At 66.9% G+C, this 14,009-nt stretch carries 12 protein-coding genes; 8 read left to right on the forward strand and 4 right to left on the reverse strand.

The window, feature by feature from the left end:
- Window positions 1-73: 73 nt before the first annotated feature.
- From ACIHA7_RS17710 to ACIHA7_RS17730, 5 genes are all read left to right on the forward strand, one after another.
- Window positions 74-1,111, forward strand: a complete 1,038-nt coding sequence (locus ACIHA7_RS17710; RefSeq protein WP_397290536.1) for a branched-chain amino acid ABC transporter permease — start codon at window positions 74-76, stop codon at window positions 1,109-1,111.
- 47 nt (window positions 1,112-1,158) lie between these two features.
- On the forward strand, window positions 1,159-2,535 hold the full coding sequence (locus ACIHA7_RS17715) for a branched-chain amino acid ABC transporter permease (protein WP_397290828.1): 1,377 nt from the start codon (window positions 1,159-1,161) through the stop codon (window positions 2,533-2,535).
- Window positions 2,532-3,524 (forward strand): ABC transporter ATP-binding protein, encoded by a 993-nt coding sequence (locus ACIHA7_RS17720; protein WP_397290538.1) that lies wholly within the window; start codon window positions 2,532-2,534, stop codon window positions 3,522-3,524. The genes ACIHA7_RS17715 and ACIHA7_RS17720 overlap by 4 nt, the downstream gene beginning before the upstream one ends.
- A 98-nt stretch (window positions 3,525-3,622) precedes the next feature.
- Entirely contained in the window at window positions 3,623-4,318 is a 696-nt protein-coding gene (locus ACIHA7_RS17725; protein ID WP_397290830.1) for an ABC transporter ATP-binding protein, read from the forward strand.
- Window positions 4,319-4,371: 53 nt separating this feature from the next.
- Window positions 4,372-6,048 (forward strand): DUF885 domain-containing protein, encoded by a 1,677-nt coding sequence (locus tag ACIHA7_RS17730; protein WP_397290540.1) that lies wholly within the window; start codon window positions 4,372-4,374, stop codon window positions 6,046-6,048.
- An 18-nt stretch (window positions 6,049-6,066) separates the two neighbouring features.
- Here ACIHA7_RS17730 and ACIHA7_RS17735 read toward each other — a convergent pair whose 3' ends face one another.
- A complete protein-coding gene (locus tag ACIHA7_RS17735) occupies window positions 6,067-6,702 on the reverse strand; it encodes a hypothetical protein (protein ID WP_397290542.1) in 636 nt (211 codons plus the stop codon).
- Window positions 6,703-6,865: 163 nt separating this feature from the next.
- Between ACIHA7_RS17735 and polA the strand changes: the two genes are divergently transcribed.
- Window positions 6,866-9,610 carry a DNA polymerase I gene (gene polA, locus ACIHA7_RS17740; RefSeq protein WP_397290544.1) on the forward strand — a complete coding sequence of 915 codons (2,745 nt, stop codon included), beginning with the start codon at window positions 6,866-6,868 and terminating at the stop codon, window positions 9,608-9,610.
- A gap of 472 nt (window positions 9,611-10,082) precedes the next feature.
- On the opposite strand, the gene ACIHA7_RS17745 is transcribed toward polA, so the two are convergent.
- Window positions 10,083-10,478: a nuclear transport factor 2 family protein gene (locus tag ACIHA7_RS17745; RefSeq protein WP_397290546.1), complete on the reverse strand. Its 396-nt coding sequence runs from the start codon at window positions 10,476-10,478 to the stop codon at window positions 10,083-10,085.
- Window positions 10,479-10,605: 127 nt separating this feature from the next.
- On the opposite strand from ACIHA7_RS17745, the gene ACIHA7_RS17750 reads away from it, so the two are divergent.
- Window positions 10,606-11,226 carry a TetR/AcrR family transcriptional regulator gene (locus ACIHA7_RS17750; RefSeq protein ID WP_397290548.1) on the forward strand — a complete coding sequence of 207 codons (621 nt, stop codon included), beginning with the start codon at window positions 10,606-10,608 and terminating at the stop codon, window positions 11,224-11,226.
- On the opposite strand, the gene ACIHA7_RS17755 is transcribed toward ACIHA7_RS17750, so the two are convergent.
- Both ACIHA7_RS17755 and ACIHA7_RS17760 read right to left on the reverse strand, forming a co-directional pair.
- A complete protein-coding gene (locus ACIHA7_RS17755; protein WP_397290550.1) occupies window positions 11,220-11,957 on the reverse strand; it encodes a MerR family transcriptional regulator in 738 nt (245 codons plus the stop codon). The two genes, ACIHA7_RS17750 and ACIHA7_RS17755, sit on opposite strands and share 7 nt — an antisense overlap.
- Window positions 11,958-12,028: 71 nt before the next feature.
- The gene (locus ACIHA7_RS17760) at window positions 12,029-12,925 is read right to left on the reverse strand and encodes an alpha/beta fold hydrolase (protein WP_397290552.1); all 897 of its coding nucleotides are present in this window, start codon (window positions 12,923-12,925) and stop codon (window positions 12,029-12,031) included.
- 246 nt (window positions 12,926-13,171) lie between these two features.
- Between ACIHA7_RS17760 and ACIHA7_RS17765 the strand changes: the two genes are divergently transcribed.
- On the forward strand, window positions 13,172-13,666 hold the full coding sequence (locus ACIHA7_RS17765; protein ID WP_397290554.1) for a beta-class carbonic anhydrase: 495 nt from the start codon (window positions 13,172-13,174) through the stop codon (window positions 13,664-13,666).
- The last annotated feature ends 343 nt before the right edge of the window (window positions 13,667-14,009 follow it).

Consider the following 14,009-nt stretch of genomic DNA (forward strand, 5'->3'; position numbering starts at 1 on the left):
CGTATCGGGGTTCGCGCGAATCCCGATACGTGCTGCTGTTTCGTGAGGGCGAATGAATGAGGGCGAATTACGAATGACACCCACTGCATTAGCCGGCGCTGTACAACTCGCCGGCGGATCAATCGACTTCAACTATGAAGGCGTGATCCAAGATTTCTGGCGACTGACCGTCGACGGATTGTCCTATGGTGCGATCTACGCACTGGTCGCTGTCGGCTACACCCTGGTCTACGGCGTTTTGCGGCTTATCAATTTTGCCCATTCGGAAATATTCATGCTCGGCCTGTTCGGTCAGTACATCGGGCTGATGCTGCTCGGTTTCTCGCCGAGCGGTGATGTCTACTCCCAGGGCATCATCCTCACCATCACCTATCTGGCGCTGGCGATGATCTTCGGCATGGCGGTCTCCGGGGCCGCGGCGGTCGGATTGGAACGCGTCGCCTATCGACCGCTGCGCAGGCGTGGCGCCAAACCACTGATCTTCCTCATCACCGCCATCGGCGCCTCGTTCGTGATCCAGGAAATCGTGCACTTCGTGCTGCCGAAGATCTGGCCGTCCGTGGGTGGCACCAATGCCCAGAAGCCGATCATGCTGGTGGAGCCGACCAAGCAGTTCAGCTTCGGCGGCGCCGACATCACCAACGTGACACTGGTGATCATCGTCGCCGCGGTCATCCTGGCGATCGCCACCGAACTGCTCATCAATCAGACCAAGTTCGGCCGCGGCATCCGGGCCGTGGCGCAGGATCCCGACACCGCGACGCTGATGGGTGTCTCGCGGGAGCGGATCATCATGCTCACCTTCCTCATCGGCGGCGTGCTCGCCGGCGCGGCCGCGTTGCTGTACGCGCTCAAGATCCCGAACGGGATCATCTACTCGGGCGGATTCATCCTCGGCATCAAGGCGTTCAGTGCCGCGGTGCTCGGCGGTATCGGAAACCTGCGCGGCGCGCTGCTCGGCGGCCTGCTGCTCGGACTGGCGGAGAACTACGGCCAGATCCTGTTCGGCACCGAATGGCGCGACGTGGTTGCGTTCGTGGTGCTCGTGCTGGTGCTGATGATTCGACCGACCGGCATTTTGGGTGAGAGTCTCGGGAAGGCACGAGCATGAACGTTTCGACCAAGACCGCTGCTCCGCCACCGGCGCCGGAGCGTCCGATGCACGGCGTCGGTGACGCCCTGCGTTCCTGGTGGGGCGGTCTGTCCCGGCCTGCACAGTGGGCGGTCGGCGTGCCCGCCATCATCGCGCTGGCGTTGCTGCCGTTGTTCCCGCCGCCGTTCATCGACACTCCCGGCACCAGTTTCGGCGGTGTGATGGCGCAGTTCGCCATGTACGCCCTGCTCGCTGTCGGCCTGAATGTCGTTGTCGGACAGGCGGGTCTGCTCGACCTCGGCTATGTCGGGTTCTATGCCGTCGGTGCGTACACCGTCGGCCTGCTCACCAGTCCCAACAGTCCGTGGAACCAGACCGGCGGCGGCTGGTTGAACGACGACTGGGCCTGGCTGGCCTGCCTGCCGATCGCGGTGGCGGTCACCGCGCTGTCCGGCTTGATCCTCGGCACGCCGACGCTGCGCTTGCGCGGCGACTACCTGGCGATCGTGACGCTCGGCTTCGGTGAGATCGTCCGGCTGCTCGCCGACAACCTCGGTGACGTGACCAACGGCAGCCTCGGCCTGTCCGGCATCGCCTACCCGCACATCGGCGAGTCCGAGACGAAGCCGAACGGGGTGTTCTCCTCCGGCAATGTCGGAAACGCGGACTCCGCCAACCTGCTTGACAAGGCCAACGCGGGTGCCTGGTGGTTCTGGATCGGCATGGTGCTGGTGATCATCACCCTGCTGATCGTCGGCAACCTGGAGCGCAGCCGCGTCGGCCGGGCCTGGGTGTCGATCCGGGAGGACGAGGACGCGGCCGAGATCATGGGCGTGCCGACGTTCAAGTTCAAGCTGTGGGCGTTCATGATCGGCGCCGCGGTCGGCGGGCTCTCCGGCGCGCTGTACGCGGGGCAGGTGCAGTTCATCAACCCCACCGGGTTCAACATCATCAACTCGATGCTGTTCCTGTGTGCGGTCGTGATCGGCGGGCAGGGCAACAAGCTCGGCGTGATCGTCGGCGCGTTCGTCATCGTGTATCTGCCGAACCGGTTGCTTTCGGTGCAGGCGGTCGGGCAGACGGCGGTCGGCTGGATCGCCCTGATCTTCACCATCGCACTGGTGGTCGGTCTGATCGTGGGGTGGCGCAGGTGGGCTCGTGATCAGGAGCGGCCGATCCGGCTCGGCTATCTGGCCGGCGGACTGGTCGCCGTGATCGTGATGCTCGTCGTGCTGAACAACGTGCTGGTCTTCCAGAAGCCGGGCGCCCAATCACTCGGCGACTACAAGTATTTGTTCTTCGGCATCACGCTGATGGTGGTCATGATCTTCAAACCGCAGGGCCTGTTCCCGGTCCGGCAGAAATTGCTCGCCTACGGGCGGCAGGTGTACCAAGCCGTGCGCAGACCGTCCGGCGACGACACGATCGGAGCGACCCGATGACCGGGCCGGGCGCCGGTGGCGCACTGTTCGACAACGAGGACATGGCCGCGGGCTATGTCGCCGAACCCGAGGTGGAGCCGAGTGCCGGTGTGGTCGACGTGACCGCGGTGATGCCGGACCTGGCCGACGCCGAGACGGTCGCGGAGGTCGTCGCCTCGCATCGCGAGATCGAGACCGAAGTCGGTGCGCCGCTGCTGCGCACCGAGGAGTTGACCGTGAAGTTCGGCGGTCTGACCGCGCTGGACGCGGTGAGTTTCGAGATCCGCCGCGGCGAGATCCTCGGGCTCATCGGGCCCAACGGCGCGGGCAAGACCACCTGCTTCAACGCGATCACCGGTGTGTACCGCCCGTCCTCGGGCACCGTGTATTTCGACGGCGCACCGCTGACCAAGACCAAGCGCAACGCCATCACTCGGCTCGGCATCGCGCGTACCTTCCAGAACATCCGGCTCTTCAACGAGATGACCGCGTTGGAGAACGTGGTGGTCGGCACCGACGCCAGGCACAAGACCTCGGTGCCAGGCGCCATCTTCCGCACCGCGCGGCACCGCCGCGAGGAACACGACGCGATCGAGCGGGGCATGGCGCTGCTCGAGTTCGTCGGCATCGCACCGATGGCGGTGGAGAAGGCCCGCAACCTGTCCTACGGCGATCAACGCCGCTTGGAGATCGCCAGGGCGCTGGCCACCGAGCCGAAGTTGCTCTGCCTGGATGAGCCCGCAGCCGGGTTCAATCCGAGTGAGAAGTCGGCGCTGATGGATCTGATCCGCAAGATCCGCGACGACGGGTTCACCGTGCTGCTGATCGAGCACGACATGCGCCTGGTGATGGGCGTGACCGACCGGATCGTGGTGCTGGAGTTCGGCCGCAAGATCGCCGACGGGCTGCCCGCCGAGATCCGGGAGGACCCCGCGGTGATCGCCGCCTATCTCGGTGTGCCCGACGACGGCACCGAGTCGGGGACGAGCGCGCACGGGACGGACGGGTAGGAGCAGCGATGACATCGCACAGAGAACCGGATCAGCAGACCGTCGACGTGACCAAGGGAGGTTCGGCGACCCCCGACACCTTGCTCGAGGTCACCGACATGGTCGTCAACTACGGCAGAATCCAGGCGCTGCACGGGATTTCGCTGCGGGTGGCGGCGGGCGAGCTGGTGACACTGCTCGGCGCGAACGGCGCGGGCAAGACCACCACCATGCGGGCGCTGTCCGGCCTGCTGCCGCTGACCCGCGGCAAGATCATGTTCGAGGGTCGCGACATCACCCACATGAAGGCGCACGAGCGGGTGGGCGAGGGGCTGATCCAGGCACCGGAGGGCCGGGGTGTTTTCCCCGGCATGACGGTGCAGGAAAACCTCGACATGGGTTGCTACGGAAGGCCGTTCAAGCAGAAGGCGGAGTACAACCAGACGCTGGAATGGGTGTTCGAGCTGTTCCCGCGCATGTCGGAGCGGCGCAAGCAGGTCGGCGGCACGCTCTCCGGTGGTGAGCAGCAGATGCTGGCCATCGGCCGGGCGCTGATGGCGCGGCCGCGGCTGCTGTTGCTGGATGAACCCTCGATGGGCTTGGCGCCCATGATCATTCAGCAGATCTTCCGGATCATCTCCGAGATCAACCAGCAGGGCACCACGGTGCTGCTGGTGGAGCAGAACGCCCAGCAGGCGCTCTCGCGCAGCGACCGCGCCTACATCATGGAGACCGGCGAGGTCACCAAGACCGGCGCGGGTCGCGACCTGCTCACCGACCCGTCGGTGAAGTCGGCCTACCTGGGCGTCGGGTAGTTCCGGTGTAATCCCCAGGGCCGCAAGGCCGTCCTCGAGGCATGATCGTGACCATGAATGGTCACGATGAGCTGACAGGTCTGGCCGAGCGGTACTGGGACACCTTCCTGGAGGCCAAACCCAGCGACGCGACACTGCTCGGCGATCGGCGCTTCGACGATCGCGTCGAGGATCTGTCCGGCGCGGCCGAACAACAATTGCTGTCGACCTGGCGCGACCTGTTGCGCCAGGTCGACGCGCTCGACACCGAGCGGCTCGACCCCACCGACCGCATCACCCGCAGCCTGCTGCGCACCGAATTGGCGGGCGCGATCCAACGGCTGGAGTGCAGGCCGCTGGAGCTGGCATCCGACCAGATGGAAGGCGTGCACGCCTACCTGCTGACGATGGCGCCGCAGACCAACGCGCCCGAACCGGCCAACGCGCTCGCGCTGGTACAGCGCTTCCGGCAGTTCGACACCATGCTCGCGCAGGCCGTCGACCGGTTCCGGGACGGTCTGGCCGCGGGCCGCACCCCGGCGCGGATCAACCTCGAGCGGTCGCTGAACCAGCTCGACGGCTATCTGGCCTCCGAGCTGGCCGACGATCCGTTCGTCACCTTCGCCGGTCCGCCGAACTGGGATGGCGAGGCGAACTGGCGCGCCGAATTGACCGAGGTGGCACGCGATGTCATCCGCCCGGCGTTCCAGCGCTACCGGGAGGTGCTGTTCAACGAGCTGCTGCCCGCGAGTCGTCCGGACGACAAGGCCGGCCTGTGCTGGCTCGGTGCCGACGGCGAGGACATCTACCGCCGCCAGCTGCGCTACCACACCACCCTGCCCGATCTCGGTGCCGACGAGATCCACGAACTGGGCCTGACCGAGCTCGCCGCGCTGCGTGAGGAATACGCGACGATCGGCGAGCGGCTGTTCGGCACCGCCGACCTCGGCGAGATCTTCGCCAGGCTGCGCGACGATCCCGAACTGTGTTACGTCGACGGCGAACAGATCATGTTCGACGCGCGCCACGCGCTGACCTCGGCGAACGCCCAGGTGGGCAATTGGTTCGGCAGGCTGCCCAAGGAATCCTGCGACATCGTGCCGATGCCGGAGTTCCTCGCCGCGGACGCCCCTGCGGCCTACTACTTTCCGCCCGCCGCGGACGGTTCCCGGCCGGGCACCTACTTCGTCAACACCTATCACCCCACCGGGCGCGGTCGCTTCGAGACGGCCGCGGTGGCTTTCCACGAAGCCGTTCCCGGTCACCATCTGCAACTCACCATCGCCAACGAACTCGATCATCTGCCGCGGTTCCAGCGTCAGTCGTACGCGAACACCGCGTTCGTCGAGGGCTGGGCGCTCTACACCGAGCGGCTGGCCGACGAGATGGGCTTGTACGAGGACGATCTGGGCCGGCTCGGCATGCTGTCCGGTGATTCCATGCGCTCGTGCCGCCTCGTTCTCGACACCGGCCTGCACGCGAAAGGCTGGAGCAGGCAGCAGGCCATCGACTTCATGGTGGCCAACGCACCCGCCGGGATCGCCGAGATCACCACCGAGGTCGACCGCTACATCGGCATGCCGGGCCAGGCGGTCGGCTACAAGATCGGCCAGCTGGAAATCCGCAGACAGCGGCTCGCCGCCACCGAACGCCTCGGCAGCGCCTTCGACATCAAGGCCTTCCACGACGTAGTCCTCGGCTCCGGCTCCCTCAGCCTCCCGGTACTGCGGGAACTCGTCGCCACCCTGTGACCCGCCACGCCGCCCGCCTCAGCATTCGTCCTCCGGCGGGCGGCGCCGGATGCCCTCGGGGGTGAAGGAGAAGGTCGCCGCGAACGGGCCGACACCGGAGCGGACCGCGAGCAGAATCGGCCCGGCGTCCCTCGGACGGGTCTCCCAGTCGGTCCACAAGTGGAAGAAGACCATGGGATCCGACTTGTTCGCCGTCGCGTAGGCGAGGGTCTTCTCATACCAGGGGTTCGTGCTGCCGAACAGCACGCTGGGTGGGCCGAATGCCGCGACGACGTCGTCCCAGCCGCGATCCTGCGCGACGAAGGTGTCGATCGCGGCGCGCAGGCTCGTGTACTCGTCGGCGGTCAGTGCTCGGTCCATCGTGAGCCAACCGCGTTGCCGAGCGGCTTCGGCGTACATCGATGGCAGCGCCGAGTGGAGGTTTTCGGGGAGATGGCGTTGCAGCGCGCCCTTGACGCCGGTGGGGGTGAAAGCGTTGCGCGCGCGCCAGGATTCGTGCAGGTCAGCCATCCCGTTGTCCGCGTCTTCCAGAAAGAACAGGTGGTGGAAGATTGTCCAGAGGGCGGGCTCGCCGCCGTACATGGCGAGCCGCCGCAGCATGTGGTTGACCTGGTCGATCAGATAGGCGTGCATCGCTTCCGCCGAACGGAGCATCGCGATTCCCTCCCTGTGGCACAACCGCCCGTGCAACAGACCCATCCTATGACCTGATGCCGACACCTTCTCGGGCCATGAACATGGGTGGTTTCCGGGTCGGTGGGGGTGGTGTGGGTGTCGGCGTATCACCTTGTCGGTGCTGGTCCCTAGACTCTGGGGCGTGAGTTCACCCACGACTGCTCAGCGTCCTGCCACCGCGTCCGGCTCCAGCGAATCCGCACCGGGAGACCGGCCGACTCTGCTGTTGCTGGACGGGCATTCGATCGCCTATCGCGCGTTCTTCGCGCTACCGGCGGAGAACTTCAAGACGGTGACGGGGCAGACCACCAACGCGGTGTACGGATTCACCGCGATGCTGATCAACCTGCTGCGCGACGAGAAACCGACGCACATAGCGACGGCGTTCGACGTGAATCGCAAGACCTTCCGCACCGAGGCGTACCCGGAGTACAAGGCGAACCGGTCGCAGACCCCGGACGAGTTCCGCGGGCAGGTCGAACTCACCAAGGACGTGCTCGGCGCGATGGGCATCCCGGTGATGGCGATCGAGGGCTTCGAGGCCGACGACATCATCGCCACGCTCACCACGCGCGCGGTGGACGAGGGTTTCCGGGTGCTGATCGTGTCCGGTGACCGCGACGCCATCCAGCTGGTCAACGAGAACGTGACGGTGCTCTACCCGCGCAAGGGCGTCTCCGACCTGACCAGGTTCACCCCCGACGAGGTGTTCGCCAAATACGGCCTGACGCCCGCCCAGTACCCGGACTACGCGGCGCTGCGCGGCGACCCGAGCGACAACCTGCCCGGCATCCCCGGCGTGGGGGAGAAGACCGCGGCCAAGTGGATCCGCGAATACGGCGACCTGAACTCGCTGGTGGACAAGGTGGACGAGGTGAAGGGCAAGGTCGGTGACGCACTGCGGGCCAACCTGAGCAGCGTCATCCTGAACCGTCAGCTCACCGAGATGGTGCGCGACATGCCGCTGCCGTACACGCCGGATCAGCTGGCGCAGCAGCCGTGGGACCGCAACAAGATCCATCAGCTCTTCGACGACCTGGAGTTCCGGGTGCTGCGGGACCGGCTGTTCGAGACGCTGGCCCCGAAGGAGCCGGAAGCCGAGGCGGGCTTCGAGATCAGCGGCGGCGCGCTGGAGGTCGGCGCGGTCGCCGACTGGCTCACCGAGCACGCGAAAGCCGGTGTCCGGCAGGGTGTCTCGATCGTGGGCTCGGGCACTCCCGGCAACGGTGACGTGCGCGCGCTGGCCATCGCGGCGGGCGACGGGGAGAGCGGCTACATCGACGTCTCGATCCTGACCCCGGAAGACGAAGCGGCACTGGGCGCCTGGCTCGCCGACCCGGCCGTGCCGAAGGCGCTGCACGAGGCGAAGGCCGCCATGCACGCGCTGCGCGGACGCGGTTGGACGCTCGGCGGGCTCACCTGCGACACCGCGCTGGCCGCCTACCTGGTCCGCCCCGGCCAGCGCAGCTTCAACCTCGACGACCTCTCGCTGCGCTACCTGCGCCGCGAACTGCGCGCCGAAACCGATGAAACCCCGCAGCTCTCGCTGCTCGACGACGAGGACACCGTCGACGCCGAACTCGCGCAGACCGAGATGCTGCGCGCTAGGGCCGTCGCCGACCTCGCCGACGCGCTCGACACCGAACTGCAGCAGATCGAGTCCGTCCCGCTGCTGGAGGACATGGAACTGCCGCTGCTCAGCGTGCTGGCCGATCTCGAGGACGCAGGGATCGCGGTCGACACCGAGCAGCTCGAGACGCTGCAGCGCCAGTTCGCCGACAAGGTGACCGAGGCGGCCAACGCGGCCTACGAGGTGATCGGCAAGCAGATCAACCTCGGCTCGCCCAAGCAGCTGCAGGTGGTGCTGTTCGACGAGCTCGACATGCCGAAGACCAAGCGCACCAAGACCGGTTACACCACCGACGCCGACGCGCTGGAGTCGCTGTTCGAGAAGACCGAGCACCCGTTCCTGCAGCACCTGCTCGAGCATCGCGACGCGACGCGGCTGAAGGTGACCGTGGACGGTCTGCTCAAGTGCGTCGCCGACGACGGACGCATCCACACCACGTTCAACCAGACCATCGCCGCCACCGGCCGGCTCTCCTCCACCGAGCCGAACCTGCAGAACATCCCGATCCGCACCGATACCGGCAGGCAGATCCGCGACACCTTCGTCGTCGGCGCGGGCTACGAGTCGCTGATGACCGCCGACTACAGCCAGATCGAGATGCGCATCATGGCGCACCTGTCCGCCGACGAGGGCCTGATCGAGGCCTTCAACTCGGGTGAGGACCTGCACACCTTCGTGGCGTCCAAGGCCTTCGACATCCCGATCGCCGAGGTGACCCCGGAGCTGCGCCGCCGGATCAAGGCGATGTCCTACGGGCTGGCCTACGGCCTGAGCTCCTACGGCCTTGCCGCGCAGCTGAAGATCAGCACCACCGAGGCCAAGGAACAGATGGACGTCTACTTCGACCGCTTCGGTGGCATCCGCGACTACCTGTACGAGGTGGTCGAGCAGGCCCGCAAGGTCGGCTACACCTCGACCCTGTTCGGCCGCCGCCGCTACCTGCCCGACCTGGACTCCAGCAACCGGCAGCGCCGCGAGGCCGCCGAGCGGATGGCGCTCAACGCCCCCATCCAGGGCACCGCGGCCGACATCATCAAGGTCGCGATGATCAACGTGCACAAGGCGATCGAGGCCGCGGGCCTGCGCTCCAGGATGCTGCTGCAGATCCACGACGAATTGCTGTTCGAGGTCGCCGAGGGCGAACGGGAAACCCTGGAGGCGCTGGCCAAGGAACAAATGGCCGCCGCGATCCACCTCTCGGTGCCCCTCGACGTCTCGGTCGGTACCGGTCGTAGCTGGGACAACGCCGCGCACTGAGGATGGTCGTTTGCCGCGCCGCGCTCCGCCGGTGACCGCTGCCGCGCGGCGCGCGGTGTCCGGCGATGTCGCCGCGGATCATCCACGCGTGCTGCGGGTGATCCGACCAGCTCGGCACCGCGATTCAGTGCACCTGCCGGGTGCTGGACGCACCCGCGCTGTCAGGTCGCCGATGGCGGACCGAGATCTGTCGGCTCGGCGAGAGGAAGGCGGACAAATGCGCCTGTCCCGGTGTCGATCCGGTGCGGGCCGCGCAGCGCGTCGGTCTCGTTCCACGCCTCTTTCCACGCTGTCCACTGGTTCTGCACGCGATCACCTCGATGCCGCTATCGGAGAACGGCAGTCGAAACATGCCGTCCGCTCGCAGCGTGCCAGCAGAGGCGGTGGCGGCCGAGGATCCAGTCCGGTCAGCGGACCGGATCCGCGGCGCCGCGCCGCACGCGAACCCTTGTGGGTGAAGGCATCTGCCGGGTCAGGCGATATCGGCGGGTGCCGCCAGCGCGGCTTGCATCGCCACTCCGTCTACGTAGGAGTGCTTTTCCCGCACCGCGCCGTTCTCGACCAGGACCAGGTCCGCGAGGTCGACCTCGACGGGGCTGCCGGTGACCGAGGTGCCGGTCAGCCGCCACTGGACCACCCAGAAGTCGTCGCCGACCCGCAGATTGACCAGATGGAAGGTGAGATCGGGGACCAGGGCGAAGGTTTGCGCGGCGGCGGCGCGAATTTCGGCGCGGCCACGCGCGGGTTCGCTACCGGAGTGCAGATGGAATATCGAGTCGGGAGTGTGCAATTCGACGATGCGGTCGGGGTCGCGGTCGGCCCAGCAGGCGTGATAGCGCTCGAAAAGTTCGGTGGTGCTTGCGGACATAATGCTGAATCTCTCTAACATACAAACAGGCTGACTGTATGTTCCCGGATGTCCGCACCGCCGGTCAAGGGGTGCGATGGCTCGGATCGAAGCCGGGTTCGGTGCTGGCCTAGACTTCGACGTCGCCATGAACGCTGAACGACGAACCCAAGCCGAACGTTCGGCCTCGACCCGGGGTGCGGTGATCCGCGCCGCCCGAGAACTGTTCGGGCAGCACGGATATGGCGCGGTGAGTACGGTCGCGGTTGCCGAGGCGGCCGGGGTCAGCCGTGGTGCGCTCTACCACCAGTTCAGTGAGAAGCGTGAGCTGTTCGAGGCGGTCTTCGAGGATCTGGAACGGAGCCTGGTCGCGGTGATCGGGACCGCGGTCGCCGCGTCGGACTCCGGTGATCCACTCGCCGACCTGATCGTGGGCTGCCTGGCGTGGTTGCAGGCCTCGACGGCTCCGGAAGTGCAACGGATCGCGCTGCTGGACGGTCCTGTGGTGCTCGGTTGGCACCGGTGGCGCGAGATCGAACGACAGCACACGATCGGTCTGCTGGAGAACGCATTGGCCGGCGCCATCGCCGCGGGGCGGGTGAGATCTCAACCCGTGCGCCCGCTGGCGCTCATCATCGTGGGCGCGCTGGACGAGGCCTCGCAGTACCTGGCGCACACCGAAGATGGCTCCGCCGACGCCGCGGCGGCCCGTTCGGTGATCGAGCAGCTCATCTCCGGTCTCGCCGTCGGCCCACCGCTCGGTCAGTAGTCGGCCGCGGCCGTGCGGCGTTTCTCGGCGCGGTGGGCGAGCACTTCGAGGACGCGCTGCCATGCGGGTGACGCGTCGGATATCTGCGCGGTGACCAGCTTCCGGTACCCGGCGGCACCGCCGTCGCGTTCGCGCCGGATCTCCCAGGCGTCCAGGTCGTCGATGAGCTGGTCCAGGCGTGGGTCCTGCGGATCCCACTCGGCCGATTGATCGCAGGCGAGATAGAGGCGCATCGTCTCCGGGTCGTCCAAGCCCGCGTTCTTGTCCCGTATCCGTTGCGGCATGGTGTGTGGCTCCAGTGCCTGCATCAGGATCCATGCGTCACGCTCGAGGCGCACCCGTTGCTCGCTCACCCCGAGGTCGCGCATCCGGTTCAGGAGGGCGACGACTTCGGCTGGCAGGACAAGACTTTCGCCACCAGCCAGCTCGGCGATCCGGCGGCGGTACTCGCTGAGCTCGTCGATCCTGCGTCGCAACGTGGCGTCGATGTCGGTGATGGCGGCGGCGAACTCGGTCGGCTCGGCGTGCAGCAGGACGTCGATACGGGCCAGCGGCACACCGGCATCGGCGAGCGTCCTGATCCGGATGAGATCCACCGCCGCCTGCGCGCGGTAGCGGCGATAACCCGACGCATCGCGGTCGGGCTCGGGCAGCAGCCCGACCTGGTGGTAGTGCCGAACGGTACGCACGGTTACGCCGGCGGTCGCCGCCAACTGGCCGATCGTGAGCACCGTCCTCCTCGGATCTTCGCGAAACGTGATCGCGCCGAGTCTAGGACGGTACTGCGCCGGAGTGGGTGCGCTCAGTCGGCTGCCCGATCGATCACGTCGCGAATCGCTTGGACCACCGCGTCGGGACGGTCGAAGCACAGCCGGTGATGCAGAGTGTCGGAGACGATGCGTTGCTCTCCATGCGAGACCGAACCGACCAGCGCCGCGTCCATCCGGATCCGGCCGTCATGCATCGCTCGCAAAGTCGCCGCTTCTTGCGTGGGGTCCTCGCCGATCACGCTGAGTGCGACCACCGGAACGTCCGGAATGTTCGGCCCAGCCTGCAATTCGGCCGCGAGCGCTGCCAGCGTGCCCCGCTCGGCGAGGCCGGCCGCGAGCCATCCGGCACTGTCCTTGGCCTCGACGAGCGATCGCCGCACCTGCTCCGGGTAGTCCGCGAACAACTCGGTGTTCATCGCGCGCAAGGTCGGGCGTAGCTGTTCGAGCTGCGCGGGGCCGGGTGCCTGCCGCTCGAACTCGGCGAGGGTGGCCGCCGGTGGCATGAAGTCGTCCCAGTCGCGGTGCAGTCCGTCCAACCAGGCTAGTCCGGCGACTTCCCGCGGGTACAGCTGCGCGAACCGATGCGCGTAGCAGGCGCCGAGCGAGTGCGGTGCGAGCACGTAAGGTGCGGGGATCTGCTGGGCGTGCAGCAACTCGTGTAGTTCCATGGCGACCGCGGTGACCGTGCGCGGCAACGGAATCGGATCGCTGTAGCCCGTGCCGCCACGGTCGTACAGCACTGCGGTGGTGAACTGTGAAACCTGTTGCTGGACAACTAAATAGTCCAGACCGACGGCGCCGGCGCCCGGCAAGAACACGACGGCGGGCCCGCTACCCGACCGGTGCAGGAAGACCCGGCGGCCTCCGATCTCCTGAAATCCGCCGATCGGGGGAGCGAGCCGAACTTCGGAGGTGGTGTTGTTGATCATGGGTAAAGCCTCCGACCCTGACGCAGCGTCAGGGTCAAGTCGTCCCACTGCCGGACCCGCATTCGACGCTCCAGCAGCTGCCCACCACGCCGGCGACCTCGCAATGTGAGACGAGCATGTGTCGCTGTCGGCACGCCAGTAAACGAATCACGGTGAGCAGGACCGGTCCGCTCTCCCTCGCGCGTCTTTACCGTGGGCCACGCCACATATAAGTAGCCACGCATACCTAACCGCAGGGGACCGCCCATGACCGTCACCGATGAGTACCTGCAGAACAACGCAGCCTACGCGAGCAGCTTCACCGGACCGCTGCCGCTGCCGCCCGCCAAGCAGGTGGCGGTGGTGGCGTGCATGGACGCGAGGCTGAATGTCTATGGCGCACTTGGCATCCAGGAGGGGGAGTCGCACGTCATCCGGAACGCGGGCGGCGTGATCACCGCCGACGAGATCCGCTCGCTCGCGATCAGTCAGCGCCTGCTCGGTACCCGCGAGATCATCCTGATCCACCACACCGACTGCGGCATGCTCACTTTCACCGACGACGACTTCAAGTCGTCGATCCAGCAGGAGGTCGGCATCAAGCCGGAGTGGGCGGCGGAGGCGTTCACCGACCTGGAAACCGATGTGCGCCAATCGATTGCCCGCATTGTGGCCAGTCCGTTCGTGCCGCACAAGGATTCGATCCGTGGCTTCATCTTCGACGTGGCCACCGGAAAGCTGAACGAGGTCGTCGCCGACTGATGCACCGCGCTTCGCGCGAGGTCCTCGCCGAGGGGCCATCCCACGTGATCCGGGTCCCGGGGGCCCGGATCGCGTCGTTCCACCGGTGCGACACGCCCTCCCGACACGCCTACGCAGATGTCGGGTAGATGACGCCGAGCTGAACATGTGCCGCGCGTAACGGCCGTGATCGGCCCGCATTGCCGCTGTGCGGCCCTGAGCTGGGCAAAGGCTACCGGCCGGTAGACAAAACGGGCATCAAATATGGTTGCTATTGCGCCGAGATGTCCCTATCCTCAAGCGCGTGCCGAATCCCGCCGACCGCCACAGCGCAGCGCTCAACGTCGCAGACCGCGACAGCGCC

Origin of the sequence: Nocardia sp. NPDC052316 (assembly GCF_044547795.1) — a bacterium.
Lineage (GTDB): Bacteria > Actinomycetota > Actinomycetes > Mycobacteriales > Mycobacteriaceae > Nocardia.

Bases quoted from the DNA above. Each gene is read 5' to 3' on its own strand.
- ACIHA7_RS17730 (WP_397290540.1), top strand. From the start codon at position 4,372: ATGAATGGTCACGATGAGCTGACAGGTCTGGCCGAGCGGTACTGGGAC.
- ACIHA7_RS17750 (WP_397290548.1), top strand. From the start codon at position 10,606: ATGAACGCTGAACGACGAACCCAAGCCGAACGTTCGGCCTCGACCCGG.
- ACIHA7_RS17735 (WP_397290542.1), bottom strand. From the start codon at position 6,702: ATGCTCCGTTCGGCGGAAGCGATGCACGCCTATCTGATCGACCAGGTC.
- ACIHA7_RS17715 (WP_397290828.1), top strand. From the start codon at position 1,159: ATGCACGGCGTCGGTGACGCCCTGCGTTCCTGGTGGGGCGGTCTGTCC.
- ACIHA7_RS17765 (WP_397290554.1), top strand. From the start codon at position 13,172: ATGACCGTCACCGATGAGTACCTGCAGAACAACGCAGCCTACGCGAGC.
- ACIHA7_RS17710 (WP_397290536.1), top strand. From the start codon at position 74: ATGACACCCACTGCATTAGCCGGCGCTGTACAACTCGCCGGCGGATCA.
- ACIHA7_RS17745 (WP_397290546.1), bottom strand. From the start codon at position 10,478: ATGTCCGCAAGCACCACCGAACTTTTCGAGCGCTATCACGCCTGCTGG.
- ACIHA7_RS17720 (WP_397290538.1), top strand. From the start codon at position 2,532: ATGACCGGGCCGGGCGCCGGTGGCGCACTGTTCGACAACGAGGACATG.
- ACIHA7_RS17725 (WP_397290830.1), top strand. From the start codon at position 3,623: ATGGTCGTCAACTACGGCAGAATCCAGGCGCTGCACGGGATTTCGCTG.
- ACIHA7_RS17760 (WP_397290552.1), bottom strand. From the start codon at position 12,925: ATGATCAACAACACCACCTCCGAAGTTCGGCTCGCTCCCCCGATCGGC.